Annotated in this window: 25 protein-coding genes and 1 pseudogene; 11 read left to right on the top strand and 15 right to left on the bottom strand. The window is 58.4% G+C overall.

Going from position 1 to position 26640, the window contains the following annotated elements:
* Positions 1 to 27: 27 nt before the first annotated feature.
* The 3 genes from AM586_RS27235 to AM586_RS27245 form a co-directional block, all read right to left on the bottom strand.
* Positions 28 to 1290: a Rieske 2Fe-2S domain-containing protein gene (locus AM586_RS27235; protein ID WP_373995248.1), complete on the bottom strand. Its 1263-nt coding sequence runs from the start codon at positions 1288 to 1290 to the stop codon at positions 28 to 30.
* A 384-nt stretch (positions 1291 to 1674) separates the two neighbouring features.
* Positions 1675 to 3285, bottom strand: a complete 1611-nt coding sequence (locus tag AM586_RS27240) for an aldehyde dehydrogenase family protein (RefSeq protein ID WP_082439913.1) — start codon at positions 3283 to 3285, stop codon at positions 1675 to 1677.
* Positions 3286 to 3315: 30 nt separating this feature from the next.
* A complete protein-coding gene (locus AM586_RS27245) occupies positions 3316 to 3633 on the bottom strand; it encodes a non-heme iron oxygenase ferredoxin subunit (RefSeq protein WP_047824831.1) in 318 nt (105 codons plus the stop codon).
* A gap of 246 nt (positions 3634 to 3879) precedes the next feature.
* Between AM586_RS27245 and AM586_RS27250 the strand changes: the two genes are divergently transcribed.
* The gene (locus tag AM586_RS27250) at positions 3880 to 5169 is read left to right on the top strand and encodes a citrate synthase (protein ID WP_047824832.1); all 1290 of its coding nucleotides are present in this window, start codon (positions 3880 to 3882) and stop codon (positions 5167 to 5169) included.
* Between the two features lie 36 nt (positions 5170 to 5205).
* Here the strand turns inward: AM586_RS27250 and AM586_RS27255 are convergent, their stop codons facing one another.
* The 4 genes from AM586_RS27255 to AM586_RS29130 form a co-directional block, all read right to left on the bottom strand.
* Positions 5206 to 5772 carry a MarR family winged helix-turn-helix transcriptional regulator gene (locus tag AM586_RS27255; RefSeq protein ID WP_047824833.1) on the bottom strand — a complete coding sequence of 189 codons (567 nt, stop codon included), beginning with the start codon at positions 5770 to 5772 and terminating at the stop codon, positions 5206 to 5208.
* A gap of 111 nt (positions 5773 to 5883) precedes the next feature.
* On the bottom strand, positions 5884 to 6906 hold the full coding sequence (locus tag AM586_RS27260; RefSeq protein WP_047824834.1) for a 2Fe-2S iron-sulfur cluster-binding protein: 1023 nt from the start codon (positions 6904 to 6906) through the stop codon (positions 5884 to 5886).
* A gap of 322 nt (positions 6907 to 7228) precedes the next feature.
* Positions 7229 to 7891: a hypothetical protein gene (locus AM586_RS27265; protein WP_156328180.1), complete on the bottom strand. Its 663-nt coding sequence runs from the start codon at positions 7889 to 7891 to the stop codon at positions 7229 to 7231.
* Positions 7892 to 8037: 146 nt separating this feature from the next.
* Positions 8038 to 8166, bottom strand: a complete 129-nt coding sequence (locus AM586_RS29130; protein WP_257791543.1) for a hypothetical protein — start codon at positions 8164 to 8166, stop codon at positions 8038 to 8040.
* 227 nt (positions 8167 to 8393) lie between these two features.
* Here AM586_RS29130 and AM586_RS29025 point away from each other — a divergent pair.
* Positions 8394 to 8992, top strand: a pseudogene (locus AM586_RS29025) (IS5 family transposase); the annotation flags it as partial.
* Between the two features lie 55 nt (positions 8993 to 9047).
* Here AM586_RS29025 and AM586_RS27285 read toward each other — a convergent pair.
* Both AM586_RS27285 and AM586_RS27290 read right to left on the bottom strand, forming a co-directional pair.
* Positions 9048 to 9977 (bottom strand): IS5 family transposase, encoded by a 930-nt coding sequence (locus AM586_RS27285; protein ID WP_047824837.1) that lies wholly within the window; start codon positions 9975 to 9977, stop codon positions 9048 to 9050.
* A 344-nt stretch (positions 9978 to 10321) separates the two neighbouring features.
* The gene (locus AM586_RS27290; RefSeq protein WP_060567200.1) at positions 10322 to 11362 is read right to left on the bottom strand and encodes an IS110 family transposase; all 1041 of its coding nucleotides are present in this window, start codon (positions 11360 to 11362) and stop codon (positions 10322 to 10324) included.
* 1486 nt (positions 11363 to 12848) lie between these two features.
* On the opposite strand from AM586_RS27290, the gene AM586_RS27295 reads away from it, so the two are divergent.
* Positions 12849 to 14123, top strand: coding sequence for a site-specific integrase (locus AM586_RS27295; RefSeq protein WP_052233892.1), 1275 nt, complete (start codon positions 12849 to 12851; stop codon positions 14121 to 14123).
* Positions 14124 to 14477: 354 nt separating this feature from the next.
* Here the strand turns inward: AM586_RS27295 and AM586_RS27300 are convergent, their stop codons facing one another.
* The 3 genes from AM586_RS27300 to AM586_RS27310 form a co-directional block, all read right to left on the bottom strand.
* On the bottom strand, positions 14478 to 14669 hold the full coding sequence (locus tag AM586_RS27300; protein ID WP_047824839.1) for a hypothetical protein: 192 nt from the start codon (positions 14667 to 14669) through the stop codon (positions 14478 to 14480).
* Between the two features lie 546 nt (positions 14670 to 15215).
* Entirely contained in the window at positions 15216 to 16367 is a 1152-nt protein-coding gene (locus tag AM586_RS27305) for an IS5 family transposase (protein ID WP_047824840.1), read from the bottom strand.
* Between the two features lie 83 nt (positions 16368 to 16450).
* The gene (locus tag AM586_RS27310) at positions 16451 to 17278 is read right to left on the bottom strand and encodes an IS5 family transposase (RefSeq protein WP_047824841.1); all 828 of its coding nucleotides are present in this window, start codon (positions 17276 to 17278) and stop codon (positions 16451 to 16453) included.
* A gap of 108 nt (positions 17279 to 17386) precedes the next feature.
* Here AM586_RS27310 and AM586_RS27315 point away from each other — a divergent pair, with 108 nt between their 5' ends.
* The 8 genes from AM586_RS27315 (at position 17387) to AM586_RS27360 (ending at position 23095) form a co-directional block, all read left to right on the top strand.
* On the top strand, positions 17387 to 17938 hold the full coding sequence (locus AM586_RS27315) for a site-specific integrase (protein WP_082439917.1): 552 nt from the start codon (positions 17387 to 17389) through the stop codon (positions 17936 to 17938).
* 556 nt (positions 17939 to 18494) lie between these two features.
* A complete protein-coding gene (locus AM586_RS27325) occupies positions 18495 to 18788 on the top strand; it encodes a hypothetical protein (protein WP_047824843.1) in 294 nt (97 codons plus the stop codon).
* A 15-nt stretch (positions 18789 to 18803) separates the two neighbouring features.
* The gene (locus tag AM586_RS27330) at positions 18804 to 19121 is read left to right on the top strand and encodes a hypothetical protein (protein WP_047824844.1); all 318 of its coding nucleotides are present in this window, start codon (positions 18804 to 18806) and stop codon (positions 19119 to 19121) included.
* Between the two features lie 69 nt (positions 19122 to 19190).
* Complete coding sequence (locus tag AM586_RS27335) at positions 19191 to 19568, top strand: hypothetical protein (RefSeq protein ID WP_156328181.1); 378 nt, start codon at positions 19191 to 19193, stop codon at positions 19566 to 19568.
* Positions 19569 to 19647: 79 nt separating this feature from the next.
* The gene (locus tag AM586_RS27340) at positions 19648 to 19866 is read left to right on the top strand and encodes a hypothetical protein (RefSeq protein WP_047824845.1); all 219 of its coding nucleotides are present in this window, start codon (positions 19648 to 19650) and stop codon (positions 19864 to 19866) included.
* Positions 19867 to 19927: 61 nt separating this feature from the next.
* The gene (locus AM586_RS27345) at positions 19928 to 20230 is read left to right on the top strand and encodes a hypothetical protein (protein ID WP_047824846.1); all 303 of its coding nucleotides are present in this window, start codon (positions 19928 to 19930) and stop codon (positions 20228 to 20230) included.
* A 101-nt stretch (positions 20231 to 20331) separates the two neighbouring features.
* Positions 20332 to 21507: an ATP-binding protein gene (locus tag AM586_RS27350; protein WP_047824847.1), complete on the top strand. Its 1176-nt coding sequence runs from the start codon at positions 20332 to 20334 to the stop codon at positions 21505 to 21507.
* An 835-nt stretch (positions 21508 to 22342) separates the two neighbouring features.
* Positions 22343 to 23095, top strand: a complete 753-nt coding sequence (locus tag AM586_RS27360; RefSeq protein WP_052233894.1) for a DUF3883 domain-containing protein — start codon at positions 22343 to 22345, stop codon at positions 23093 to 23095.
* A 57-nt stretch (positions 23096 to 23152) separates the two neighbouring features.
* Here AM586_RS27360 and AM586_RS27365 read toward each other — a convergent pair whose 3' ends face one another.
* The 3 genes from AM586_RS27365 to AM586_RS27375 are packed head-to-tail and all read right to left on the bottom strand — an operon-like array spanning position 23153 to position 26639.
* Entirely contained in the window at positions 23153 to 23653 is a 501-nt protein-coding gene (locus tag AM586_RS27365; protein WP_307164129.1) for a Mov34/MPN/PAD-1 family protein, read from the bottom strand.
* Positions 23646 to 25430 (bottom strand): ThiF family adenylyltransferase, encoded by a 1785-nt coding sequence (locus AM586_RS27370; protein ID WP_082439910.1) that lies wholly within the window; start codon positions 25428 to 25430, stop codon positions 23646 to 23648. Before AM586_RS27370 ends, AM586_RS27365 begins: the two co-directional genes overlap by 8 nt.
* A gap of 6 nt (positions 25431 to 25436) precedes the next feature.
* A complete protein-coding gene (locus AM586_RS27375) occupies positions 25437 to 26639 on the bottom strand; it encodes a nucleotidyltransferase (RefSeq protein ID WP_082439909.1) in 1203 nt (400 codons plus the stop codon).
* Between the last annotated feature and the right edge of the window lies 1 nt (position 26640).

Raw genomic sequence — 26640 nt, forward strand, 5'->3', positions numbered from 1 at the left:
TTTGTCTCCTGAATCGTTATCCGCGGCTCAAGCCTTCGTCTGGTAGCTGCCATCCAGCGCTGCCGCCTGCGGCTCGTCCCACACATAGCTCGTTTCGTACGAGCGCCAGTCGACGCTCTTGGGGATGATCGCCTGGTAGGCACAGACCCCGAGCCCGACCGCGCTGTCGGCGCAACCGATCGCCGGCTGCCCGTCCTGGAATGCGCGCACCGCGTCGATCATCTGGCGCCGGAACTCGACGACGGCGAGGTCGCTGGCGCCGAGGCGGTCCGCACTGCGGTTCGCTATCGGGCTCATCGTCACCCACATTGCAATATCCTGGTTCGGGAAACCGGTGATCCCGGTGAAGTTCCCTGCTTTCATCGCTTGTCGGTCCTGCCAGAACATATTGTGGACGTTACGCAGTGGCTTGTAGTGCTGGTCGAGGTCGACGCCCAGACGCTGGCCCAGGAACTTGCGCCACGTTTCGGTCTCCGGGGTCTTGGCCGGGTGGCCCCAGGCGATGAAATAGAACGCCGTGTTGGTGTCGTCCACCGGCACGTTGATGTTGGCCACGTTGTACAGATTGTTGGGCGGGATCAGCGCGGTGGCCGGTGCGACGAACACCGTCGAGCGCACATAATCGTGCGTCGCCGCATTGCTGATCGGGCGCCGCAGCGCGGCATAGCGGAAGCCGTAGGGGGTGCGCTGCACTTGCATCCGTGGCGCCTTGTCGGTGGAAGGACGCAGCCAGGCCTTGTCGTTGGCTTCGGCGCCCTGAACGCGGGCGGGCACCATGTCGGATGAATGCAGGCTGGAACTGTGCGCCGAGTCGATCGCGCCTTCCAGGATCTGCGCCCAGTTGCAGGGAATGATGGCCTTGGCGATGCTGACCCGGACTTCGGCGGTCGGCGCCCAGGCCGGCGGCGCGAACTCGGGCATCGTCTCGGCAGGACCGAGGTAGGCCCAGACGCAGCCGCCCCATTCCCTGACCGGATAGGCGCGATGCTTGACTTTGGCGGCCATGCAGCTGGAGGCCGGCTCCGATGCCATCTCGACGACGTTGCCTTCCACGTCCATCTTCCAGCCGTGATAGAGGCAGCGCAGGCCGTTGTCCTCGTTGCGCCCGAGTACCAGTGAGGCGCCGCGGTGTGGGCAATATTCGTCCATGACGCCGACCCGGCCCTGGGTGTCGCGGAACACTACAAGGTCCTGGCCAAACATGCGCGCCTTGACTGGCGTGCCGTCCGCCTCACTCACTTCTTCAATCAGGCATACCGGCTGCCAGTGGCGGCGCATCAGTTGCCCCATGGGCGCATCGCCTTCTACCCGACACAGCAGCTCGTTCTCTTCTTTGCTTATCACCGCAGACCTCTCTAGTTGTTCAACCGCTGCCTGGCTCCTGCATGCAGCGGCCGGATTATTTTTACCGCATCATAAAAGCTTAGTCCTCTAAGCAAAAGTATAGATGCCGCGCCAACCGGTGTCTACCGGCTAACGCTCGATACACGTGATTTTTGTAACTGGAAACCACAGGTGCGCCACATCGCGATCCGGCGGCTCGACGACCTGTCCTCAGCCGCGGACATGGCGTCCGAACGGCGTGCGGGGACGCCGCTGGCCAAGCGGCCAGCGTCACACCTACGTCCATGGAAAATGCTGCGCCGGAACAGCCGCTTCCGGCGCAGGCAGCCTTCAGTCCTGGTCCCCGTACATGATGGTGCGGTAGTACTCGTAGAAACCGCGGATCGGCCCTTCGGTCACCATGTTGCCGTCCTCCGGCGGCGCTGAGCCCCTGCCGCCCAGTTCCAGCACCGCGGTGCTGCCGGGGTTGGCCTGGATGCCGTCGCCGTGATACGGTCGACCAGCGCGCCCTTCCTCGCGGCCGAGGCCGGATTTCTTGTAGCCGCCGAATTCGGCGCCGATGAAGTGCGCACTGGTGTGGTTGATCCATACATAGCCCGATTCGATCCTGGCCGCGGCGCGATGCGCAACAACGAGATCGCGGGTCCAGATCGACGCGGTCAGGCCGTAGTCCAGCGCATTGACCTGTTCCAGCATGGTCGCTTCATCGCGCCACGGGATGACCGCCAGCACCGGCCCGAAAATTTCTTCACGGAAGATGCGCATTTCCGGCGTGACATCGGCAAACACCGTGGCTTCGATAAACCAGCCGCGGTCGAGCCGGGGGTCGGCCGGACGGCCGCCGCCGGCGACCAGGCGGGCACCCTCGCGCCGCGCCGAAGCGATGTAATCGACGACCTTTTTGTAATGCGCCTCGGAGATCAGGCAGCCCATGGTGGTTACCGGATCGGTCGGCAAGCCGCAGCGGTAGCGCTGCGGCACCGCTTCCGCAATCCGCGCCACCACTTCCTCGTACACCGACTCATGGACGAAGCAGCGCGAAGTCGAACCGCAAGACTGGCCGGCCCAGCCGAAGTTCATGCCGTTGACCGCGCCGCGCGCGGCCCGCTCGACGTCGGCGTCGGGGTAGATGATCAGCGGGTTCTTGCCCCCCAATTCGAGGGCAACCGGCATGATCTTGTCGGCAGCCGATTTCAGGATCGACACGCCGGTCGGGACGGCGCCAATCAGGGCTACCTTGCGTACCAGCGGATGGGCGACCAGCGCTTCGCCGCACTCGCGGTCGCCGCTGAGGATGTTGATCACGCCGGGGGGCATGACCTCGCCGACAATCTCGGCCAGCCGGTATGAGGACAGCGGCGCCTGGACCGGCGGCTTCATGATGACCGTATTGCCAGCGGCCACAACGGGCGCCAGCTTACCGGCCAGGAACATCAACGGATGGTTATAGGCGACAATCCGGGCCACCACGCCCAGCGGTTCGCGCATCGAGTAGTTCACGCAATCCGCTCCCATCGGCAGGGTTTCGCCCTTGAGCTCGTGCACCAGCCCGGCGTAATACTCGATCTGGGCAGCAGCGATGCGGGCATCGTTTTCCAGTTCGCTGACGGGATTGCCGCAATTGAGGGAATCGATATAGGCAAACTCGGATGCGGCCGCGCGGATCCGCTCGGCCAGCTTCCGGAGCAGCGCCGCGCGTTCCACCGGCTTGGTGTGGCGCCAGGTGCCGAAGGCAGCGTGGGCCGCGTCGACTGCCGCGTCGACGTCGGCACAGTTGGCATTGGCGACCGCGCCCAGGTCGGCCTGCGTGGCGGGATTCAACGTGCGCGTGTAACCGCCACGGGGCCGATGCCATTGTCCGCCGTAGTAAAGATCCCTGACCTGCGGGAGCCGCTGGAGATCCTGCTCCAGATCCTGCGCCGGACTACTGCCGGTTTTCATCGTCCTCTCCCCCATTTCTCACCCCTCTCATTAGTCGACGTTTACTTGAATCAGCCCATCCTCGATTTCGACCGGATAAGTCTTGAGCGCAACCGTGCAAGGCCGCCCCACTGCTTCGCCAGTCCGGACATTGAATGCTCCTTGATGGAGCGGGCATTCGATCTCGTCCCCTTCGAGGTAGCCGTCGGCCAACGAAGCCAGTCCGTGGGTGCAGTTGTCGTCGGTAGCGTAGATCTGGCCGTTCACGTTATACAGCGCCACGGCTTGTTCTTTGATCACGCAGCGGCGGACGGTACCTTCCGGCAGTTCGCCAATGGGAATGACTGGGATGAACGCAATTTTCTCCATGCTTTTGTCCTTTGATGCGGCGACGTATTATGCCGCCAGTTGTAGTGGACGCAGAGGAAAGTGGGGCGCAGCCGGCCTCGGGACACGGATTTTGCGTCGCTGTCTTCCGCATTGCGCCTCCTCATCTATTTACTTGCTTAGTCTGCAAGCGTGCTTTATTGTTCGCGCACATTAGCATGCTTCATCGACGCCGTTCAATATCGATTAAGCAATCAACCTATCGCTTCGGGACCAAAAAAACGATCTATGCAACCGCTTTCATTTTCTGTTCAACCTTCCGATACAGCCAAAGCGAAGGAAGACTATCTATCGTCGCGCGAGGCGGCAGCGATCCTGGAAATCAAGGCGTCGACCTTGTACACCTATGTCAGCCGCGGCCTCATCCGAGCGACGGCCCAGAGGGGGCGCAAGGAGCGGATGTACTTGCGGGAGGACATCGAAGCACTCAAAGCCCGCAGTCAGGCGCGCAACGGGCATGCCGCAGTGGCCGCTAGCGCACTGCAATGGGGCCAGCCGGTCATCAACTCGCGCATTACCGCTATTACGCCCGAGGGGCCGCGTTACCGCGGCCACCTGGCTACGGTGCTCGCCGAGCAGGCCGCCGGATTTGAAAACGTAGTGGAACTGTTATGGACCGGAGTGCTGGTGCACGAGCGTTTTACTTGGCCGATCGAGCCGATTCCGGAACACGTGGGCGGCTTGTTGACCAGCCTGGAAACCGATGAGCATGGCCTGCCAAAAATCATGCAGGCGTTCTCGATCACTACCTCGGCGCTGGACCTACCGGTCATGGAGGAAATGCGCAGGGGTGCCAGCATTACCCTTGGCCACCAGATCCTGTTCGTGCTGGCCGGCTGCTGCGGCCTACTGGGCCCACAGCGGCGTTTCGTCGCGCCAACTGGCCGCAAGTCGATCGCGCAGCATGCACTGGAGGCGATCGGAGGGGCGGTCGATGAAGAGACGGTGCGCGCAATCGACAAGGCGCTTATCATCAGCGCAGACCATGAGCTCGGCTCGGCTACCTTCGTCGCGCGCATCGCCGCATCGAGCGGCGCCAGCCTTCAGGCGTGCATTGCGGCGGCACTGGCGACCCACTCCGGCACCGCACTTGCCGCCGGTTGCGACCGGATCGAGGACCTGGTCCGCGGCTGCGACAATGTACAGCAACTCAAGCGGGTGGTGCAGGATGTTGAGCGCTCGCGCGGGCGCCTGATGAGTTTCGACCTGCAGCTTTACCCGAACGGCGACCCGCGCGCGCAAAGGCTGATCGAGTTGGCGAAGTCGCGCGCGCGGCAGCCCCGACGGGCAGAACTGATCTACCGCCTGGTGGAGGAAATCGAGCAGCAGCTGGGCATGCGCGCCAACATTGAAGTCGGGCTCGTATGTCTTACTGCCGCACTCGAGCTGCCAGACCGCTCGGCCGCAGCGCTATGGACGCTCGGCCGCAGCGCAGGCTGGGTCGCACATGTGTTTGAACAGCGGCTGGCCGGGTACGTGCTGCGCCCGCGCGCGCAGTTCGAGCTCGGTGACACCTGAGGACAGGCCGGCCTGCCTCCCGCTTCGTTCTCCGGCTTATGCCGGCCGGCTTCCGCGCGGTTTTTTGGCCGACGCGGCCCTGCCTGCTGGCTGCTGATTTTCTTCCGCTTCGGCGCGCGCAAGGTTCTCGATCATCAACAACAGACCACGCCGCATGTTGACGACTTCCTGGTCGCTCAGCCCTTCGACGGCCAGCGCATTGACTTCCTCGGCCAGCGGTATGAGCTTACGCTTGAGGCGCTTGCCTTCCGGCGTCAGGAACACGTGGAGGTTCTTCTTGTTGCCCTCGGCGTGCTCACGCGTAATGTAACCCAGGTCCTCCATGCTGCGCAGCGCGACCAGTGTAGTTGGCTCCATTACACCGGCCGCGATGCTAAGCTCTCGCTGAGTCAGCCCATCCTTCTCCCAAAGTATACGCAGGAAGGTCCAGTGACCGATTGCGACACCGGCCTTCGCAAGCCGGATCTGCAAGGAGCGCAGGAAAGCCCGCGTCGCATCCTTGATCAGGTGTGCCAGGCGGTCATTGGGAACGGCTTCGTGCCAGTGCTTCAGGATGGCACCCGCAATTTCATGGACACGGTGTTCTTTTGTTTTTGCGGTCATCTTCTGGTTCTGGTACTAAAAACGCCTGCGGCGTGCGGCTCGAGACGGTGACAAAAGATCGAATGCTGCACCGGTCACGGAAAGGCAAGCATTGTAGCAATATGTTGGCATTCAATAGAACGCGTCGTAGTGTACCTGCTCGCGCGGCACCCCATTCTGCGACAGCAACTGCTGGACCGCCTGCGTCATCGCGGGCGGCCCGGCGAAATAGATTTCGTGATCGGCTAGGCTTTGCCCCATCACCTCCTGCACCGCTTGGTGCACGAATCCAACGCGGCCCGACCACGACACATTGCTGTCTAACTCGGGCATCGAGACGACCGGATGGAAGAACAGGCGCGCGCCAAAACCGGGCAGCGCGGAAAGCAACTCTTCACCGCAGATATCCGTCGCGCAGCGTCCCCCATAGAAAAAATGGAGCTTGCGCGCCGCCGTAGCAGGATCGGCCGCAGCTCCTCGCGCGATGGAGAGCATTGGCGCTAACCCTGACCCACCGGCAATGCACACGATGTCACGCGGGCTTTCGGTACGCAGGTAGGCCAACCCATATGGGCCATCCAGGGTAACGGTATCGCCCGGACCCAGCCGATCGAACAGGATCGTGGTGCCCACGCCGTTGTGCACCCTTTTGATCTGGAAATGCAAGCTACCGTCGTCGCGGGCGGTATTCGACATCGAATAGGCGCGCGGCCCGTTAAAGCCCGCGCAATTAATCAAGGCATACTGCCCAGGCAGGAAAGCAAGCGGCGACTCGGGCTGGAAGCGGAATTCGCGGATGTCGTGGGTTACGTCGTGGACGCTGGTCAGGACGGCCGCAACACGCTGTGGTCGGATCCTGCTGACGTAGTGGTTGCCTAGCCGGACTTTGATGGTGCAATCGCTCGCCGGCCGCGACTGGCAACCCAGTACCCGTCGGCGGGCTCGGTCGCGGTCGGTCAACGCCGGCGCCTCCGGCCAGTTCGAAACGATTTCACCGTCGAGCAATTCGATCTTGCACGAACCGCAGGCTCCCACATTGCATTCATAAGGCATCCCGAGGCCAGCGCGCAATGCGGCGCGAGAGACGGTATCGTCCGGCCCGCAGTCGAACTGCTGGCCAGTGTCTGCGATCGTTATCTTGAAGCATGCAACCATGTTTTTCGGCCGGTCTAATTTTGTTAGTAGGCTAAGTATATTAATGCACATCCACACAACTCGCAAGCTGCTGGTGCGCACAGGTACCGCCGGTACGGGGCACTGCCCATGTCGACGAAACCGGCATCGGTGCGGATGTGACCGCCGCAGGAACAGCACCTGCGCGGGATGGTGCCGGGTCTCGGCGGATAGATGCAATGGATACCCTTGTGTTCGGGTGGAAGGCCTTCGATCCCGCCGGCGCGCTGGAGGCGGTGGGGCCCGGGGCCGCAGTGACTACCGCGACCCGCTCGCTCGGGTGCTTCTGTGCAGGGCGTGGAAGCTAGGTGTGCACGGCGCCTCCCTGACGTGGTTCGGCGGTTGGACCGGTCGGATCTTCGCTCGGGTTCGCAGGCCCGGTCTGCGCGACGGTCCCGTCGACCCGGCCTGCGGCCAGCCATGCGGCGATCCGCTGGCGCGCCGCTTCGCGAAGCTCGCCGTCGGCCGGCAGCGCCAGCAGCAGGGCGTCGCGCTGCGCCCGTTCTTCGGGCAGCAGCAAGTCGATCACTGCGCCGTCCAGCATGCCGCCCGGAGTCTGGTCGGGCTCTTGGCGGCGCGCGCATGCTGCTTCAACCAGGATAACAAGACGCGCCATGATCTCTTGGGGCGCGATCCGCACCTGCAGCGCCCAGCCAGTCCCTTCCAGCAGGTAAGCTGGGTCGTCGTTGGCGGGAATGTCGGCCAGGCGGTCCGGATGAATCCCAAGGCGTCCTACCAGCGCCCGGCCGGCGTCGCTGGTGCACGCGCGGGTCGCCGCGTCGCGTGGGTCGACGGCGGTCACTCCGCCCTGCGCGGCAACGCCGTCCGCTTCGAGGAAGCACCAGGTCCATGTGCATGGCCTGATGTTGGGCAGGCGCGTGGCCGGGCCCGCAACCGGCCGTGTTCGTGCGGGGCTGGCGCCGGCGTCGGTGCCGCCGCCGGGAATGATTGGGATATCGGATCGCATGGTTCGCTCCTTGGTTGGTAGGCCTTCAGTTTCGCGCAGGGCGCTTCCTGACAAGGGGTGGATAAACATCCGGCTGGCGACCGGGCCGGCGCGGCGCGGCGCGCGGTCCCCGGTGTCATGGGACGCGCACGGACGGCGCGCGGGCGCTATACAAGCCGGATCGGCAGGTAGTCGAGTTCGCCGGCGTCGCTAGGGTGCCAGAACAGCACCCGCCCGCAGCCAGGCAGCAGCAAGCCGCGCTCGCGCAGCGCAGGGACCAGGACGAGGTCGAGCACGGTCAGGTCCTCGAGCGTGAGCCACAGGTAGATACCGGCCGTCAGCCCCCGGGCGCAGGCCGGCCTCGACGGCGCGTCTGACGACGTCGCTTCCGACACCGAAGGCCTCCTGACCGCGCAGGCGCACAGCGCCCACCGTCGGCTGCGGCGGAAACGACCTGCCCAGCGGGTGATGCGACTAGGGTCTGTCTGACTGCACTTAATTGAGATGGGATGGTCGGAGGGCGATGAGCCGAACCGACCTTACCGAAAAGCAGTGGCGCCAGCTTGAGCCCTATCTGCCATCCAATCCACGTCATGGTCACGTCTATGTCGAGCATCGGCATGTGATCAATGGCATCCTATGGCGCCTGCGTACGGATGCCCCTTGGCGCGACATCCCCTCGCGCTACGGTCCCTGGCAGACCTTCTATGACCGATTTGTCCGTTGGTCGAGGAATGGGACCTGGCTGCGACTTCTCAAGGTCATGCAGGCTGCGGCCGACGAGGCTGGGCTGGTCGACTGGGATGGTGCTGCGCTTGATGCCACGCACATCAAAGCCCAACGCAGTGCTGGCGGAGCCCGAAAGACGCTTCCAGCAGCAGAAAAATGGGGGCAGTAACCGACGAGTGGCTGGGGCGTTCACGCGGCGGAATCACCAGCAAGATCCATCTTTGCGTAGATGGGCACGGCTTGCCGTTGTCCATCCTCGTCACTGCTGGACAGTGCAGCGACGCGGCCAACGTCGGGCAGGTGCTTGACGCCATCTGTGTGCCACGTGCCGGTCGAGGTCGTCCGCGAAAACGTCCCACTTCCGTGCGTGTCGACCGCGCTTATGGTGCTCGCCGGCTTTGTTGAGCAAATTGAGCGAAGGCCGAGCTGACGCTATTTGTAGTTGGTTTTATAACACTGGGACCGTAACCGGCCTGCCCAGTCGAGTAAAGCGGTTCAGCACAGCAGCTCGCACCTGCAGTTCGGCGACCTGACGGTCGAAGTCACGTGCCATGACGCGTTCGCCCAGCAGTTTGAAGCAGCGCATTTTGGTTTCGACAAGACTGCGCCGGTGGTAGCCGCTCCATTTCTTCCAGATCGCCCGGCCCAGCCTGCGTGTCGTGTACAGAATGTCGTTACGTGCATCCGCACCGCGGCGGTTCGTTTTCCAGGGTTTGGCGTTCTTGCGGGTCGGGATGATGGCATGCGCGGCACGCAAAGCGATGGCCTCGTGGCAGTCCCTCGTGTCGTAAGCGCCATCGCCGCTGACGCTGGCAATGCGCTCGTCGGCAGGAATCTGATCAAGTAGCCCTGGTAGGACGGGCGCGTCGCCAATACTGTTGTCGGTCACTTCCATGGCCCGGATTTCGAGCGTGGACGCGTCAATCCCGAGATGCACCTTGCGCCATTGGCGGCGATAGTCTGCACCGTGCTTTTTCGTCTTCCATTCGCCTTCGCCCAGCATCTTGATGCCGGTGCTTTCCACCAACAGATGCAAACCCGTCGTCGTGGGTACCGCTCCGATGGCGACCTGGAGTGTCTTTTGCCGCCGGCTTACAGTGCTGTAGTCCGGCGCCGGCCAGTCAAGTCCAGCCAGGTGCAACAGGCTTTGCGTCATGCCCATGGCTTGGCGCAGTGGTAAATTAAAAAGGCACTTGATGCTCAGGCAGAACTGAATCGCTTGGTCGCTGAACATCTGGTTGCGCCCGCGCTTGCCGCTCGGCTGCCCATGCCACTTCATCGCCGGGTCAAGCCAGATGAGCAGCGAGCCACGTGCCTTGAGGGCTTCGTTGTACGTCTTCCAATTCGTGGTGCGGTACTTCTGAGGAGCTGGTTTCATCCGCTCAGGCTACCAGACCCAAAGGTTCTACGCTGGCCGAGCCTGATTTATGCAACATACATGGACGCATCCTGATTTGCCAGGCTTTCGATTCGTGATGTCCAAAAGAGGTAGATTGCAGCCATACATCCGGACTTTGGTCGAGGCGTAGCCTCTGTCCCTGATGGAATTTGCTGACCGGCTCCTGATCAAAGCCACGAGCTTGACGCTCCTTGTTGCACGCAGGGTTTGCCGGTCACGGTCTGACCTATCTTGCCATCACATCTGGATCGCCTAAGCAATCGGTGGAAAGATGCTTGCCAATCTTCCTTGGAGTCGGTGGAGAGGTAACTTGGCCTTGCGGATTACGTGCCTGCCCCAGCGGGGACGTAATCCGCACGGAACCGCCTTCCGTCGTGCATGAGAAGTGCCCATACCCGGCGCGCGTTCTTGTTGGCCAGCGCGACAGCTGCGATATTCTTGTTTCGCCGCGACAGCAAGTGCCCGAGCCAACTGGTGGCAGTCTCCACCTTGTGTTCGGCGTGTCGAAGAACGGCACGCGCACCATGGATCAGCAGCGCGCGCAGGTAGCCATCGCCCCGTTTGCTGATGCCCAGTAAAACCTGCTTGCCACCGCTGGAGTGCTGCCTGGGCACCAATCCCATCCAGGCAGCCAGCTGCCGGCCATTCTTGAAGCAGCGCGCATCGCCAATCGAAGCGACCAGTGCGCTTGCGGTAATCGGGCCAATTCCTGGAATCTCGGCCAGTCGGCGACTGGCTTCATTTTGCGCGTGCCAGAGTTGGATTTCTTTCTCCAAATCCTGAACCTGGCGGTCCAACTCCTTCAGATTCTCGGCAAGCCGCTGCAGCAGACTACAGAAACTGCCGGGTAACTGTCCGGCCGACTCATCAGACAGCGATGCCAACCTGGGACCGAGATTGCAAAGTCCCTTTGGAATGACGATCCCGAATTCAGCCAGCAGGCCACGGATCTGGTTGGCCTGAGCGGTCCTCGCCTTGACGAATCCCTGTCGTGCGCGGTGGATCGCCAGCAACGCCTGCTGCTGCTCTGTTTTGATCGCCACGAAACGCATATTGGGCCGGGTGACCGCTTCACAGATGGCTTCGGCGTCGGCCGCGTCGTTCTTGTTTGTCTTCACGTAGGGCTTCACGAACTGCGGCGCCATCAGCTTTACGGTATGTCCCATCTGGCTCAGCTTGCGCGCCCAGCAATGGGCGCTACCGCAGGCTTCCATACCTATCAGGCAAGGCTCGAGGTTCACGAAAAACGTCAGCAGCTCCGCACGCCTGAGCTGCCTGCGCAGGCAGGGCTTGCCATGAAGATCGACGCCATGTACCTGAAACACCGCCTTTGCCAGATCAATGCCGCATGCACTCAGCTTCATCTCGGACGCTCCTTTCTAGTCGTGGACAACTTACACATCCACTTTGGCACCTAAATGCCGTGTTAGGAAGGATGCGTCCATTCCATTAAAGCCTAGTTGGGTCAGAAGGAAGAGTTGGGAGCGAATCCTGCACAAAAATGCTCTGCTTTCGATTTATTAGCACCTTTTCTCCCTTAGTCGAAGGCAACTGCTGAGCTGACGGCCATCCTCCAGCGGACTCAACTTGTAATTCCAGGCGGCGAAAAGCGCGGTGATAGGCTTTGTAGTTGGCCTGCATGCCGCGGCACGTAAGCCAGTGGTGGATCTGGCGATGGCTATAGCCAGCGGCTAGGCACTCCTTAATCGCTACGAATTTTACACGCACGTGCGCAGCCAAAGAAGGCTGCACTCTTTCCGTGCGAAGCCCTTCGAGAATGTCGTTTGGAGTTGGTGAATTCATATTTGTACGTGGCACGAGTAGCTGATCTGTTGTCTGTGCCGACCTATTGGGGACGCTGGTAAGGCGGTTGTCGAATTCCGTCGCGTGATGTCGACCCCTGGATGTTTTTGGCGACTCCTGCAGATTTCTGATTACTTCTGACGATTTCTGACGACTATTGCCGACTTTTGGCGAATCTTGACGACTCTGCTGTGGATAACTAGTCCAGGTGCGTACCTTAATACGTTCTGGCGAGACCAACTTTTCGAATTTGATAGTAAATTTCACGCGATTCGATTTTCTCAGCAGCGAAATTCTGATAAAATTTTTTCGTCGCTAAGCGGCATCGGCTCCGAAATCCAACTTTTCCCTCTATCTTGGAGCGAAAAGTTTTTGTAACACGCCGCCTAAGCGGCATCTTCCCAAGTCACCAGCACGAGCTGGTGCAACCGGTCTACGCCGGTTTTTAAACAAACAGCCTCACGGCTGTTTTTTTTCGCCACCACAGCGGTCAACTACGGACCTACACAGAGTGCCGAGCAAACCCAGCAGCCATGCGGGATAGCGGGCATTTTCAAACACAGAAACGCCTCAGAAACGAAAGTCGGACTGGCTTCGGGACCACGAAAGTGACCAGGCGCAGCGCACCCGAACGGGGATCGCGCACCAAACTCCAACCTTACGGGGACAAAAGAGCGGCTATCCGGACACCCCGGACACAGGACGCGCCGAGTGATTGCTCGGGCTACTGCTGCACACCGCGACGCTTTCGGGCGGGAACCATGCCATCGGGTGCTAGCGCCACCCAACCTGCCTATAGGCCGGATGCGCTACGCGAGAGACTGCGTCAATGTTCTACGCCTGACGGCAGTTGGTCAGGCAACCGGTAGCCGAAAGGCGCCGGCACGTTGTCGAAATTGCCATGAAGGCGACAGCGTGAAACAAGTGTCCTTACGGTAAGGTCCTTCACTCCTGGCAGATATCTCGGTAAGCAGTCGATACCTCCCTGCGCACAAGCCCTGTGCGCAGAGAGGTGTAGAACCGTCAAAAAATTGCGAAAGGACAACTATGCGCGTCATTACCACCATCAACCAGATCCTGGCTGCCCATGCCGGGACTCGCGTCAACGGCCGCGTGGCCAGCCGACGGACCCAAACAGCCGCAGGTGAGGCCCTACGTGCGATGTTCACCCGGCTGTACGAGCTCGGCTACAAGCTGGAGGATCCAACCAAACTCGGCGAGCGGCATATTGAAGCACTGTGCAAGGACTGGTACAAACGCAACCTGGCGCCGAAAACGATGCAGGGCTACCTGTCGCAACTGCGCATCTTCTGCGGTTGGGTCGGCAAAAAAGGCTTGGTGAAGAGTATTGAGCATTATCTGCCGAATGTTCCGCCGCACGAATTGCGCGTCAATAACGTTGCGGACAAGAGCAAAAGCTGGGCAGAGAATGGTGTTGACGTCGTCGAAAAAGCGCTGGAAGCAAAGTCGCTCGACAGTCGCTTTTACCTGATGATTTTGCTCCAAGTAGCCTTTGGCCTGCGACGAATGGAAGTTTTGCAAATGGTCCCTTGGAAAGTCGATAAGGGCAACAGATTCGCGGTCTACCAAACGAAGGGCGGTCGGCCGCGCGATATCGATATCGTCACGGAAGTCCAGCGTGAGTTATTGGATTATGTGAAATCGCAATGCTCGAAGAACGCACGTGTTGGCTGGATGGAGCGCATTGACGGAAAGCCGTGGAAGGGTGACTGGAAAGAGGCGTCGTTTAACTATTCCGAAAATCGCTATGATTATTTGATGGCTAGGCTCGGCATATCGAGAGCGACAACCAATTGCACTGGCCACGGTTTGCGTGCGCAATATGCTGAGAATGCAGCCCTTATAAAAGGGCTTATCCCGCCGACCTTGGGCGGAACACCTGGGCAAATGGACCGTGATGACATGAACGTTTTGCGCAGCCAAGTAAGCGAATCGCTCGGCCATTCCCGTATTTCCATTACCAGCCCGTATTACGGCAGCTTCGGCCGCGCTGGGGAGCTTGATGCGCCTGGCAGGGCCAAAGAAAATATTATCGCGTGCCTGCAAGCCGTGAAAATCGAGCCGACAACGACGATTCCTGACAGCCGCGTCGCCCACTGCTTCCAACTGCAGGCCGAGTTGGCAGGCATTCAAGTGTATGACGATCCGCGCAAAATCGAGGTGCTATGGGCCCATCATAGCCGGCGCCACGCAACCGACTGGCTGGCGCCGAGCGAGGGTATGAACTTGGCGGCCCTAGAAGCCGCGGCGATCTCAATCATGCGCGGCAGGAGCGGCGAGAAGACCGGCGTGAGCATTTGATAAACCAAGGCGTCCAATGGTCTAACCTTTCGGGCGCCATATTGTCTGAACGCTGAGACTATGCCGGTACCGCCGCTGTGGTGTCGCGCCAAGCCAGGTTGGCGCAAATAGTGCGTTGGGCCGACAATTCTTGACCGATGGTAGAGCGACGGAGAGCGCGGACTGACGGCGACGAAGTTGTTTAGAAGGGCGAACGACACGTTGTCGGACGCAATTAGAAAAAACTAGTCAAAAAATTCGAACAGCACGTCGACTAGTCGCGCCAGATACTACGGCATCGGACGCACAGCAGAACGCACCGGCACTTCCACCGATATCGGGCAAAAATGCGGGGGCGAAAATAGGTTCTAGGGCTTAGTAGTCGTCCCCATAGCATACGCTGGCAGGGTTGCCAGGATTGGCCAACTCGCGCTCGTGACATTCGTCGTCGTAGGCTTGAGCTTCGTCATAGTTTTCGTCGCCACCTTCGCTGAACATCGCGCAAAAACCGAACAGGAGTCCAATAAAAGTAAAAAAGCCGCTGTAGTTGCTCAGAAAATTGATCATGGTGTTCCCCTTGAGTTAGTGGTATATCGTATGGCTATACCTCTATTTTCGTTCACGTTTTCGATCGCGCAACCCAGCTTCTCGCGGATGTCTCTGAAGGTTATAATCTTCTGTGCGCCTTGCGTAGCCGCGTTAAAAAGTTTCTTTAAAAAAATGGGTAGAAAACTTATCGCTAAAATGAGTAAGGGTCGCAGGTTGCAAGGCAAAAAATTTTGGAGCAAAATAGTATTTTTAGCGGAGGTACCGATATGTCTCTAATTTCTCACATCAAACGGACTGGACGACTAATCTTTGCACTGATCAAAGGATTCTTCACTTGGGGACCGCGGCCCAGGCCACGTTATCCAGAAAGTCCCACCTTGTTGGCCCATGTCAAAGAAGTAGCCCGCCAAGATATTATTCTTTTTTTTGAACCTTTTACTAACGCAATCAAAGAATTTAAAAAAGAGCGAGCGAAGCGTTATTAGTTGGTTGCGCTGACATTGTTCAAAATAGCTTTACAAGAGCGCCTTCGATGATAATACGACTTACAGGGTGTGGACGAAATCAACCTTGATAAGCGAGCCTGCTGAGTAGCATACGCGCCTCGACAGCTAGCCAAACCCAAGCCGCCGATACAGCGAGTTTGCGGTCGTGATGCATCACTGTGCGGCGCCAGCGTTCGGTCCACGCGTGGGTTCGTTCAACGACCCAACGCTTAGGCAGAATCGTAAATCCTGAGCCGATATCAGCAGTTGGCGTAGGTGCCGTCTCGGGATCATACAGCGTTCCGATCGTGCTGCTACCTGGACGACGAATGACTTCGACACGAATATGATGCGCCTGCTCGATCTCACGGGCGCACTTCCCACCGTATGCGCCGTCGGTATAAAGTTTTTCCAGCCTAGGGCTCTTCACGCATGCTTGTGCCACCACGGCCGCGGCAGCATCCCTGTCTTGCACGCTCGCGGCGGTGACCGTGACTGCGATAAGCAGTCCCATCGTATCCACGACGAGATTGCGCTTTCGCCCTTTGACCTTCTTGCCTGCATCGAATCCGCTTTCGCCACCTTGCGGCGAGGCGCGCGTAGACTGTGCATCGATCACCGCCGCACTGGGCGTGCTCGCACGCCCCATGCGTGCACGCCATTGTTCACGCAGGCGGTCCTGCATTTGCTCGAACACACCCGCACTAACCCAGCGCGAAAATGCCTTGTAGACCGCCTGCCAAGGCGGGAACGTCTCGGGTAACAACCGCCAGGCGCAACCCGTGCGCAACACATACGAGCAAGCATTCACGAGATCGCGGCGGCTGTAATGCACAGGCGCTCCTCGTTGCCCGGGTATTCGCTCAAACAAATCAGCGACCAGCTCCCATTCGGCGTCAGTCAGGTTGGTGCTGTACGGCGATATGTCCTCGCGTCGGTGCGCCGCCGTATAGCCATATCGCTTGGCGCCCGCGGCCCGCTCCGCATGCGCCCGGCGCACCGGCTTGAGCCTTACGATGCCTTGCGCCCGCAGCGCACGACGAATCGTTGCATCGCACACGTGTAACCCACAGCGGCGATGCAGCTCGTCAGCGATTTCCTGCAAGCTGGCCTGAGCGCGCTCCGCGACAATATCGTGCAAAACCGCGATATGCTCAGGCTTCAACGCCGGCGGCCTGCCTCCTGCATTGCTTGACGGCTCAATACCGTCGAGTGGATCTTTCGTTGCCATGACATGCTCCTTCCACATCGGGATAGCATGCCACAGCTACGTTATTGATTTTGTCTACACCCTCTTAGAGACGGTTTAATAACTCACCGGAAACCCATCCTTCGCAATAACGAAGAGCCGAGCGGAATGAAAATCATCGCTTCCGATACATCGAGGCGCTGTTCGTAGTCTCGGACGAGGCGGCGATAGCGCATCAGCCACGCAAAGGTACGCTCGACGACCCATCGCCTTGGTTGTACCTGAAAGCCGTCCTGACCTTGTAAGCCGCGTACGACTTCGACGGTAAAGTCGAGATAGGTGGCTTTGTCCAGCAAGGTCCGTCGGTCGTAAGCGGCATCGCCGAACAAATGTTTGACCCATGGCCAGCGCTTGACCAAGGCGTCGAGGACCAATTGCGCGCCTGTCGAATCGGCGACGTCGGCAGGCGTCAGATTGACTGCAAGTAGGCGCCCGTCAGTATCAACCGCGATATGCCGTTTGCGACCGCTGATCTTCTTATGTGCGTCGTAGCCGCGCTCACGCGCGCCTGGCGCCTTCACGGACTGGCTGTCGACGATACCGGCGGAGGGAGCAACTTCGCGCTGCTCGCACATCCGGTCCAGCATCAATGCCAGATCATGGATCGTTTGGAACAGGAAGCGTCGCACCAGCCGACGGAACCAGTAATACACCGTTTGATAGGGAGGAAAATCGTTCGGCAGCATGCGCCATTCGCAGCCTGAACGGACCAGATAACGAAGTGCATTGATCACTTGGCGAAGCTCAGTCCTGCGTGGACGTCCAGTTCGGGCTGCACCCGGCAGTAATGGCTCGATGAGTTTCCATTCCTGATCACTGACATCAGTGGGATAACCCTTGCGCTCCTTGGCAACCCGGACTTTATGCCGTGCTCGTTGCTCCGCTGTCCACATGGCGTACTCCTGTCGAAGGGGACCATTTGGACATCATAGTTGCTTCGGAGTTTTCAAACCGTCTCTGAGCGCGATTGTCTGGTTCTGCTGCTCGGTATAACAGCGGGGATGCGGGTGACCGAAATCGCGCAGCTCGAGGTTCAGGATGTGCTGTTTCCGTCAGGCGCCCTACGCGGTGAAGTCAGCCTTCGTGCCGCAATTACGAAAGGGTGCCGGCAGCGCTGCGTGTACCTCAACCACTCAAAGGTCATTCAGGCGCTCGACCGATACCTGGTCTACCGGGTAACGCGGCGCCTACGAACGACTGGCGACCTTGGCCGCTATCGAGGCCTTGAACCTACGAGCATGCTGATCCTGACCCACAAAGGCTATAAATTCCACCTCAACACTAAGCGGCGGGTGAACTTTGTCGGCGAACGCGTCGATTATTTAGCGTGCGACAGTCTGCAATCCCACATCACCAAGCTATACCGCGATGCTGGCATCAAAGGCGGTTCATCACACAGTGGCCGGCGCACGATGGCGTCGCGGTTGATCGCCCAAGGGCACGCTGTCGAGACCGTTCAGCAACTGCTCGGCCACGCTGAGCTTGATCATGTTCGCCCGTATTTGCAAGTTTCGCAAAAGCGGCTCGAAGAGATGTTCACCGACGTACTTTAGCTGATTAGAAAGTTAAACACCTCTTTCCGAATCCGCCAGACGCCGCAACTTGGTTGCGTTTGCGAAGTGATATTTCGTCAATTTTCATGGACCTCGCAAACACAGCGTTATAAAATTGCGTAGATGAAATGTACATTATCTGCCCAACATCGAAAGGATGCAGAAGACTCGACCTGTAAGGAGAAGGGATGAGGATTCGCTGCGCGGCTGCGCTTCTTTTCAGCGTGCTTATGTCCGGCTGTAAAGGCTCGCCAGGCTTACTTGAAGGTACATGGAGGACTGATGGTGCGCTCCCGATGACGATCACACTTAGGCCTGGTGAGACAGAGGCGATGGGCGTGATCGAACACGTTGATTATTCGACCGAAGGGAACACTGTGCGAGTAACGTATACGGACGGGCTGATGAAGGGAAGCGCAATCAGGTTTGTGCTCGTGAGCCACGATACAGCAACTAACCCGTTTTACACCTTGCGTCGAATTCGTTAGAGGAAAACGCGGCGCGTCTAATGCTGGCTAGTTGGCCAGCAAACGATAATCAACTACAGGAACGTACGATGGCTGAACTCAGCGAAAACGAAGGTGCGGCACTACGGCGCCTCATCGGGCATGCGAAGCGTGACACTGGTCAGAGCCGGCGTGTTGCCGACTTCCTCTTGGCGTGGTGGAACCCTGGGCAGTGCGGCGGCTTTGACTTCACAACGATGTGGGGCTGCGATGAAGAGATTGTCGAAGACATGATCGTCGTGTTTACCTACATTGCCCGACACAATCATTACCCCGATACTCTCGGCTTCGAAGCGGACTTTGCCGCCATCATCTACGAGTGGCGCCCGGAATTGGAAGAGTGAGCGGAAAACAGACGCATGATGAATAGTAAGCACTTTTCGAACAAGCAGGTCTCTACCTGCGAGATCGCGGGCGCCGTTGCGCTGTGCGCGATACATGACTTGCGGGTAAATCTGTTCCGCTTCGGTGGTTTTCCCCAGATTACGGTTGAACAGGTGGAAGCAGGCTTCAACGTCAAGGTCAGCGTGGAGGACAAGCTCCCTTCGGAAGCAAGCTTCGTGTTAAGCCAGGAAGAAGGGATAGCTGCCGCGAAGGCGTTTCAACGAAGCCAAAGCGGACACGATCCAGCAATCTTCGACCGGGTACAGGAAGCTTTGGCTCGTGTAATCGGCTGATCTAGGAGAAGCAAATTCTGGCGCCCGCGCGGCGCACCGTTAAGGCCAGTTTGCCGATAAGAGACCAAAATGGGACAAGCAAAACAGCGAGGCAGTCGGGAAGAGCGTGTTGCACAAGCCACGAGCAAAGATGACGCAGCGGCTCGTAATGTGTACATCGAAACCGTCTTCATTACCCATCTCGTTGAGGGTAAGGATGTGGCAGAGTACGACAGCGAAATCACTGACAAATTTGAGATGCAGGCAGGCTCCGCGAGTAACGTTCGGAATGCGCGCATGCAGGTTGGGCTCCGCAATAGCAAAGGGGAGATCTATCGGGAGGTGGGCATTACCGGGCTAAGTGAATTCCTCAGCTTCGTGCAGTACCTGCAGGATATCGGTCTTGTCGATGAGCTCGCGGCTGCGTCGGGGCCACGTGGGGGCTACGACGCGATCTTTGGCGCATGAGCTTCTGCACATCCGAGGTGTGGCGTCGACCCCGGCCACTTACGTGGAAGTAGGATCTCAGGAGGTCAAGGAAAAGGACATGAACATGAACGATGCGACCTGCTTGCTTTGTGATGGGCCGGCGAGGACGAAAGATACCGACCTAGGCCGCGAGATCGAAGCTGCAGAAAACAGGATGACGCCCGATTTTGAGTATCGATTAGCGCACCTCATAAAATTAGAGAAACAGGCACGCGCCGAATATGATGCCGTTCGTGATGGCTGGCATGAGACGATTAGTGTGAAGCCCATACAGTGAGGGAAAAGCGCCGTGAGCGCCCGATCCCGGCCGGCAGCCGGTGAGTACTCGAAAGAACAGTATGGCCACCACTGCAAGCAAGAAATTTGACATCCTGGACGTGAACTTGGCGATCCCCATGGGTGTTGCTATAGACGCTCACCTGGGAAACCTGCGAGCGTCCCTCAGCGACCATTTTGAGCTGAAGGCACTTGAGTCGACCCGCGAGAAGATGCTGCGAGCCCACATCATCTGCGTAGGTACTGAATTCCCCAGCATTGCCGAACTGGAGCAAGCCATCAGGCAACTCGCAGGCGTTGAAGATTTCCCTTGGCAGCGCTTTGGGGGCGTGCCCGTGTGTGAGACCGCGACCGTGCAGTTCTAACCAGCGGCAAACGCGCTAACTGGGAAAAGACTATCGAAATATATGCAAGTATACGTAGTACGAGATATACTTGCTTATACATCCCTACAAAAAGGTAGTTTATGGATCCCGTAAGAAATCCTTTTGCACCCGGAGCAGGTAGCCAGCCTCCCGAGCTGGCCGGGCGCGAAACCATCATCGAAGACGCGCGAATTGCCATCGATCGGGCTCTGCTATGCAGACCCAGCCGTCCTCAAATGTTCCTTGGCCTGCGAGGCGTAGGAAAGACAGTGCTTCTGAACGCAGTTGAGACTATGGCCAGGGAGCGCGGCCATTTGACCTCCATTATCGAAGCGCCAGAGGATAAACCGCTGGGGGAGCTGTTGCTGCCGCGAGTACACCAGATACTGCGCAAGCTCTCGCTTACGGACAACGCGAAAGCCAAAGTGTATGACGCGATGCGTGCGCTAAAGTCGTTTGCATCGGTCTTCAAGTTCGAATACGGGGATCTTTCCGTAGCGGTGGATCCTGAGGTCGGTGTAGCCGATAGCGGAGACCTTGAGAACGACCTTCCAGAACTGTTCGTTCGGATTGGCGAGGCCGCCAAAGCTGCTGGAAAAGCATGGACACTGCTGATTGATGAAGTTCAATACCTCAAGCAGAAGGATCTGGCGGCGCTGATCGTGTCGCTGCACAAAATAAATCAGGCCCAGTTGCCCGTGCTGTTTTTCGGGGCCGGCCTCCCGCAAGTTGCGGCGCTCTCAGGTGACGCGAAGTCATACGCAGAACGGCTATTTCTTTACCCGGACGTCGGTGCGCTGCCGGAACATGACGCAAAGGCTGCAATCCGTCAACCCGTCAATGATGAAGGCGCCCTCATTGATGAAGAAGCCCTGAAGGAAATCTTTCAGAAAACGCGCGGCTATCCGTATTTCTTGCAGGAATGGGGCCACCAGTCTTGGAATCTGGCGAGTGGGAACGAGATTACACTTGAGGACGCCAAGAAAGCGGAAGCAACCACACTGAAGCGTCTGGACGAAGGCTTCTTCAAGGTCCGATTTGATCGCCTAACACCGAAAGAACGTGAGTACGTGGTCGCGATGGCCAAACTAGGCAATGGTCCCTATCGCTCCTCGGACGTCGCTGATGCGCTCGGCGAGACCGCACAAAGCCTGGGGCCGCGGCGTTCGCAGATCATCAGCAAAGGTATGATCTACAGTCCATCGCATGGCGACATCGCATTTACTGTACCCATGTTCAACGACTACCTGCTTCGCAATTTGGCCAACCTCGGTTGAAGAGTCGCTCGACATTCTTGATGAGGTTGCGTCCTCATCGGGAAGGGAAAGCGTGATGCGTCACGCAAAGGAAAACAACAATGCTTAGATCAATGCAGACAACTGAACCGTTACAAGCATGGACACAAGTGCATCGCCATCTGGTTACCTATGTCCGCGGTGATCGCTTACCTGGAGAGTACATTCACGAAAAATTGGCAATGTACTGCAGAGGCATGGGGACCGTACGGGACACAATTAAATGGGCAGTAGACAACGGGTTATTGGTTGCTCACCATGAAGATATTCCTACCAACTATTCCCTAACTGAGCGTGGTCGCGATTGGTCTTCGAACTCCTAGGAAATGCGTCGATGACAGTGCCCAGCACAGCCTTACTCTCTGACCATAAGGCCAGTTACGACCTAGTTGTTCGCACCGCGCGTACCTGGAAAATTTCGCGCGCCCTCGCGGAGCAGGTGATCGCTCGCGACATAGCTTGCATTTACTGCAGACTTGTCTTCTCAGTACCTTTTACAAGTAGGGCCACATGTCCTTCGTGGGAGCACATCGTGAATGATCTGGATTTGATCACTCTGGACAACGTCGCCTTATGTTGTGGCAGCTGCAATTCGAGCAAAAGGAATAAGTCGCTTCGGGAGTGGCTTCAGTCCGACTACTGCCTGAGATTGGGCATTACCGAACAATCGATTGCGGCGGTGGCGAAGTCTGCGCTGGCAAGTAACTTGTGCCCAGCACCGCTGAGCTTAGGATAACAAGATGCCGGCTCAAGCGGGCCACCGAGGAAAACTAGCGCCAGACCATCGCAGCGATAACAAAGGGAGATCATACGAGAGATGAGCAGATCAGAGGACACCATCACAACGGCAGAGTTGCGGCAAGCGACCGCCGGCGGCGACTCCTATATACGAACCAAGAACAATATAGTGGTTGGACTGGCCTTACGGCCAGATCTCAACCCCGCAGCCCCTAGTGTCGTGCTGGTCGGCAAAGGGCCGCGGATCGTGGAAACAGCGGCACTGTTCTACAAACAAAGACAGGCAGTGCCCACGTTCCTCAAGGAGGGCATTAACAAGTGGCGTTTCGTTGGCCGGTACCGTGCCGCCCGCTTGAGCAGGACGGCACGCGATATCGCAACGCACGGGGCAAGCCGCCCACTTGGTAGCGTAACTGCGGTGCTTTTCCTAGAGCAGGAGGCCGAGCCGGAAGTCACCGTGCAAGGGGGATGCTATGGCGATGCCGAAAGTCGCAAGCAGACCGAAGAGGCGGCGATCCGCTTCGTCCGGGCCGAGTTGCGCCGACGCGGCTTTACAGTAGTCGACCGGCAACGTGATAACTGCGGTTACGATCTGCTTGCCACCTCACTGCAAGGTCGCCTGCTTGTCGAGGTGAAGGGAACCACATCGATGGCGCCGCGGTTCGTCATTAGCCGCAACGAATACCGGTGCAGCCTGATCGAACCGGACTGGCGCTTGTTCGTTGTTACCAGTGCGCGTAACGCGCCCTGTCTGCATGAATATGACGCCGATGCGATGGCCGCAGCGTTCGCGCTCGATCCACTCGCTTGGGAGGCGACGCCGACGCCTTGAATATTGCTCGGGTTCGCCGTCGCGCGCGTCGGCACTGGCCGAAGTGATAGGGCCTCTCTATAGGGTTAACCGCAGCAACGTGCTAGTAGCGTTCGCGATTCGTAGCTCCTGACCATTATCCACCCAGACTCTGAACGCATTTGGCAATGGCTGAGTGCCTACGATTACGAAGATAATTCCAGAGAGTGCAGGCCTGGCCGCGATTGCATAATCGCGAGCGAGATGTCGGTCCTCTTCTGAAGGAGACGGGTGAGCCTCAGGATGCGTGTGCCAAATGCCGACACAGTGTAGGCCCAGCTTGAAGAACTCGACGCGCTCTGCGTAGGCAACCTTTGGGTCAAACTGGACCCGTCCTCTACTAGCGCGTCGCGGTTTCAACAGGGTCGCACGTTCGACAAGGACCGATGAGCTGGTGAGGTCGCGAGTGTAGAGCTGGCCAACGGCTTCGCAAGACGCAAATTTGGTCTGAGCGTTTGCGCACATCACTGAGGTCGCTGCTGGAGTAAACTCCAGACTCCACTGTGCGCCTTCAAGTTGAAACCTCATGGGTTCATACATCCTGGAGCACGTCCGTAAGCAGTCGTGTCAGCATTACCCCGCCGCGAGGACCACCTTGGCTAGGAACGATAGCTTTGGTCGTAATAGGAACGCCGAGCGAATCAAAGAATGCTTGAGAGCGAACTAAACTCCAGACCGTCGACTTGGCTAGACCGTTGTCTAAAACGTCCAGAATGCGCTCTGCCGAGAAGCCGGCTGCTTGCAGGATGTCTGCGCTTCCATAGGGATGAAAACCTTCGCTGCAGGCAGGCAGATTTATACGCATCTGCGCTGCAGAGTAATCTGCGACGTTGACCCGGGCAACTGCTGGGTCACTAGGTGGCCAAGGTTCACTCGTCTCTGTCGCAACGACATGAGTCGCCGCACAGTGAGGCTCGACCCAAGCATGAATGACAGGGATATCGCCGAGAAGGGCTGTACGCACATGAGCCAGAAAGATACGCACCGACGACTCAGCAGTCACGTCGATGACTAGGTCATATTTGTTTGGCGTGCAATTCTCTGCACACCAAGCGCGCGCGTCTCCAGGATACCCTCGCACCTCGACTCCAGGTATCTCTTTCTTGATGCGTGCTGCCATCGCTACAGCCTTACCCTTGAGGATAGACGATATCCCAAGCAGATGACGAGACACGTTTTCAGGCCCGAAAACCTGCGAGTCGACGATGTCGATTGTGCCAATCCCAGCGCGCGCCAGCACATCGATAACGGAGCTGCCAAGAGAGCCCGTGCCGAGCACAAGAACTCGCTTTCCCTGACGTTTGTTGAACGTTGACGTGGAATAGTCCCGTGTCAGCGACCAGGTCGGGTCGACCCGCATAAGTTTGATAGGAGCTGCGTGCGGGAGGGTCACCAACGAGACTACGGACGGCGCAATCTGATAGCCGTACAGCTCGTTGCCATGGCATAGCACGACAAGCAGCGGCCTAGTCCCGACCGCAATTTTTTCGCCCTTCGAACGTTTTGGGGTGTCTTCTGAGTCAGCTACCCATCCTTTGTCGGACAGCCACTCTGCAATCGAATGCTGTGATGCTGTGACGGCGCGTACTAGCTGTTCCAAGGCGAGAAAGCTCTGCGGCCAAGTGAGCGGGCTCCAGCGAAATTCCTCTGGAACCCGAACAAACACCGCGCTACCTTTGACGAGGGTTCCAGAGCTGAAGCCATGTTGGTTCGCTAGTTCGACGGGGTCTGCAGAGCCCAGCGTCACAACCTGAGTTTGAATACGCCGGTCACGACTACCTTTTGGAATAAATGCGGCGATTTCGCCTTCGGCCCAGCCGTCGACCTCGGCCATACTCACCAACGTTGTACGCGGACGAGGTCGTCCTCGCGGCGACTTTTGTCTTTGGTCGCAGAACCGATTCCAGTACGACAGGCGTTCAGAATGCAGCTCCTTTTCTCGCCACTCTACGTTCGACGAGCGCTGAAGAAGTTCGGTCTTGAACCGGCTGATTGCCCGGATAACGGCTGCTACCGGCTGCTCAAAGTCTACTGGCTGGCATTCCTCATCGAGACAAACTCGCCCGTCCTCTTCAACATGCGGTAACTGCAAGCATAGCTCGGCCGCTACGTAAAGTTCACAAGGCACCGCCGGGAAGAGTGCGCCTATACGCAGGCGAGCACGTTCGACAGGGTAACCCTGCTCGTGCAGCTCCAGCTCCCACTCAAGCGTCTTCGAAGTGCTACTACGCTTGAGCTTTGTCGCGAACGAGCTTGCGGGACCGTCGAGCCATGACTCGACGGCGTGCACCGCATCAGGAAAACGAAAGACCGACATTCAGATTTAGCCCAGCGTATCCGACGAACCAGGTTTGATAGGTGCCGACGGGTTCAGCGGTCCGGCACTGGCAAGCAGTCCGTCCAGGACGTTAGCCCTAGGCCAGCTGGCCTTCCATGCTTCGACGCCCACATTGCCAAAGACTTCGCGAATGTCCGCTTCAGGCGCGGTTTTGGCACCGTTGTGAAGCAGTTTATCGAGGTCGCCTTCAAGTCGGGCGTGCCAGCGCTTGAACTCGGCAGCTCGAGCACCTTCATCGCTATTCCAGCGGTCTGCGAAATTCTCGAACGGGAGCTTCGGGTTAGGTATCAGGTACTTGACACCGTTGTGCCCAATATATTTAGGCATCATCTCGACAAGCTTGAGCACGACTTCAAGCGGCGAACGGAAGCCCGCTCGCTGCGTGCGGATGAGTTCTTCGTACGCGCGTGTCACTAAGGTGACGATGATGATTGAGATGGGTTGGGCTACTTTGCGCTTTTCGTCGGCGAACCAGTACATGTTGTCTCGGTGGAGCTTCATCAGCTGGACTGTCCGGCGCAGGATGTCGTCGAGGCCCACAGGTTCGTCCGGCAGAGGTTCGACGTTCGAGCGTGCTACTACGCCTTCGCTTTTTTGAAGTGGTGTCGCGAAGATAAACCGCTCATCTGCATGGTTGCAGAACCACTCAGCGAATTCGCCCGGGTTCGTAGGCGCCCAGTAGGTTTCAGGGTCACGCACGCGCAAGGTGCCGCCGGCGTAGCTGGTGCCTCGAACTGCAGGAGTTACGTCGAAGTAGAAGGGTTTTCCTGGATAGCCCAGACGCCAGCAGCGGCGCTTTTCTTCACGCTTACCCGTAACCTCTTCATTACCATCCAGTGCTTCGCCAAACTTATGAAACATCGTTTCTGGTGGCAGTGCGTCGTATCCTGGGCCAGCCAGCTCGACGAAGATGTCGATATCAAAGTTGACTGGGTGCCGCGGACTGATGGTGGTCTGCGTACGCATGGAACCTTGCGGCGAGACGATAACGTCATGGCGCGGCAAGCTCAGTTTTTCAGCGATGGAATCACCGAGAATTTCGTACTCTCGTTCAGCGACTGCCTTATCTGCTGCATTGAGTTCAAGTCGGCGCAATAGCGAGCTGATGAGTTGCTCCCACTGCTGCTCTTCTTGGCGCGCGATGAGCGAATCGACGATTCTCTTCGACAAAGTTTGAGATGTTGTCATG

The organism is Massilia sp. WG5 (assembly GCF_001412595.2).
Lineage (GTDB): Bacteria > Pseudomonadota > Gammaproteobacteria > Burkholderiales > Burkholderiaceae_D > Telluria.

Bases quoted from the DNA above. Each gene is read 5' to 3' on its own strand.
- AM586_RS27235 (WP_373995248.1), bottom strand. From the start codon at position 1,290: ATGGGGCAACTGATGCGCCGCCACTGGCAGCCGGTATGCCTGATTGAA.
- AM586_RS27240 (WP_082439913.1), bottom strand. From the start codon at position 3,285: ATGAAAACCGGCAGTAGTCCGGCGCAGGATCTGGAGCAGGATCTCCAG.
- AM586_RS27245 (WP_047824831.1), bottom strand. From the start codon at position 3,633: ATGGAGAAAATTGCGTTCATCCCAGTCATTCCCATTGGCGAACTGCCG.
- AM586_RS27250 (WP_047824832.1), top strand. From the start codon at position 3,880: ATGCAACCGCTTTCATTTTCTGTTCAACCTTCCGATACAGCCAAAGCG.
- AM586_RS27255 (WP_047824833.1), bottom strand. From the start codon at position 5,772: ATGACCGCAAAAACAAAAGAACACCGTGTCCATGAAATTGCGGGTGCC.
- AM586_RS27260 (WP_047824834.1), bottom strand. From the start codon at position 6,906: ATGGTTGCATGCTTCAAGATAACGATCGCAGACACTGGCCAGCAGTTC.
- AM586_RS27265 (WP_156328180.1), bottom strand. From the start codon at position 7,891: ATGCGATCCGATATCCCAATCATTCCCGGCGGCGGCACCGACGCCGGC.
- AM586_RS27285 (WP_047824837.1), bottom strand. From the start codon at position 9,977: ATGAAACCAGCTCCTCAGAAGTACCGCACCACGAATTGGAAGACGTAC.
- AM586_RS27290 (WP_060567200.1), bottom strand. From the start codon at position 11,362: ATGAAGCTGAGTGCATGCGGCATTGATCTGGCAAAGGCGGTGTTTCAG.
- AM586_RS27295 (WP_052233892.1), top strand. From the start codon at position 12,849: ATGCGCGTCATTACCACCATCAACCAGATCCTGGCTGCCCATGCCGGG.
- AM586_RS27300 (WP_047824839.1), bottom strand. From the start codon at position 14,669: ATGATCAATTTTCTGAGCAACTACAGCGGCTTTTTTACTTTTATTGGA.
- AM586_RS27305 (WP_047824840.1), bottom strand. From the start codon at position 16,367: ATGGCAACGAAAGATCCACTCGACGGTATTGAGCCGTCAAGCAATGCA.
- AM586_RS27310 (WP_047824841.1), bottom strand. From the start codon at position 17,278: ATGTGGACAGCGGAGCAACGAGCACGGCATAAAGTCCGGGTTGCCAAG.
- AM586_RS27315 (WP_082439917.1), top strand. From the start codon at position 17,387: ATGCGGGTGACCGAAATCGCGCAGCTCGAGGTTCAGGATGTGCTGTTT.
- AM586_RS27325 (WP_047824843.1), top strand. From the start codon at position 18,495: ATGGCTGAACTCAGCGAAAACGAAGGTGCGGCACTACGGCGCCTCATC.
- AM586_RS27330 (WP_047824844.1), top strand. From the start codon at position 18,804: ATGATGAATAGTAAGCACTTTTCGAACAAGCAGGTCTCTACCTGCGAG.
- AM586_RS27335 (WP_156328181.1), top strand. From the start codon at position 19,191: ATGGGACAAGCAAAACAGCGAGGCAGTCGGGAAGAGCGTGTTGCACAA.
- AM586_RS27340 (WP_047824845.1), top strand. From the start codon at position 19,648: ATGAACATGAACGATGCGACCTGCTTGCTTTGTGATGGGCCGGCGAGG.
- AM586_RS27345 (WP_047824846.1), top strand. From the start codon at position 19,928: ATGGCCACCACTGCAAGCAAGAAATTTGACATCCTGGACGTGAACTTG.
- AM586_RS27350 (WP_047824847.1), top strand. From the start codon at position 20,332: ATGGATCCCGTAAGAAATCCTTTTGCACCCGGAGCAGGTAGCCAGCCT.
- AM586_RS27360 (WP_052233894.1), top strand. From the start codon at position 22,343: ATGAGCAGATCAGAGGACACCATCACAACGGCAGAGTTGCGGCAAGCG.
- AM586_RS27365 (WP_307164129.1), bottom strand. From the start codon at position 23,653: ATGTATGAACCCATGAGGTTTCAACTTGAAGGCGCACAGTGGAGTCTG.
- AM586_RS27370 (WP_082439910.1), bottom strand. From the start codon at position 25,430: ATGTCGGTCTTTCGTTTTCCTGATGCGGTGCACGCCGTCGAGTCATGG.
- AM586_RS27375 (WP_082439909.1), bottom strand. From the start codon at position 26,639: ATGACAACATCTCAAACTTTGTCGAAGAGAATCGTCGATTCGCTCATC.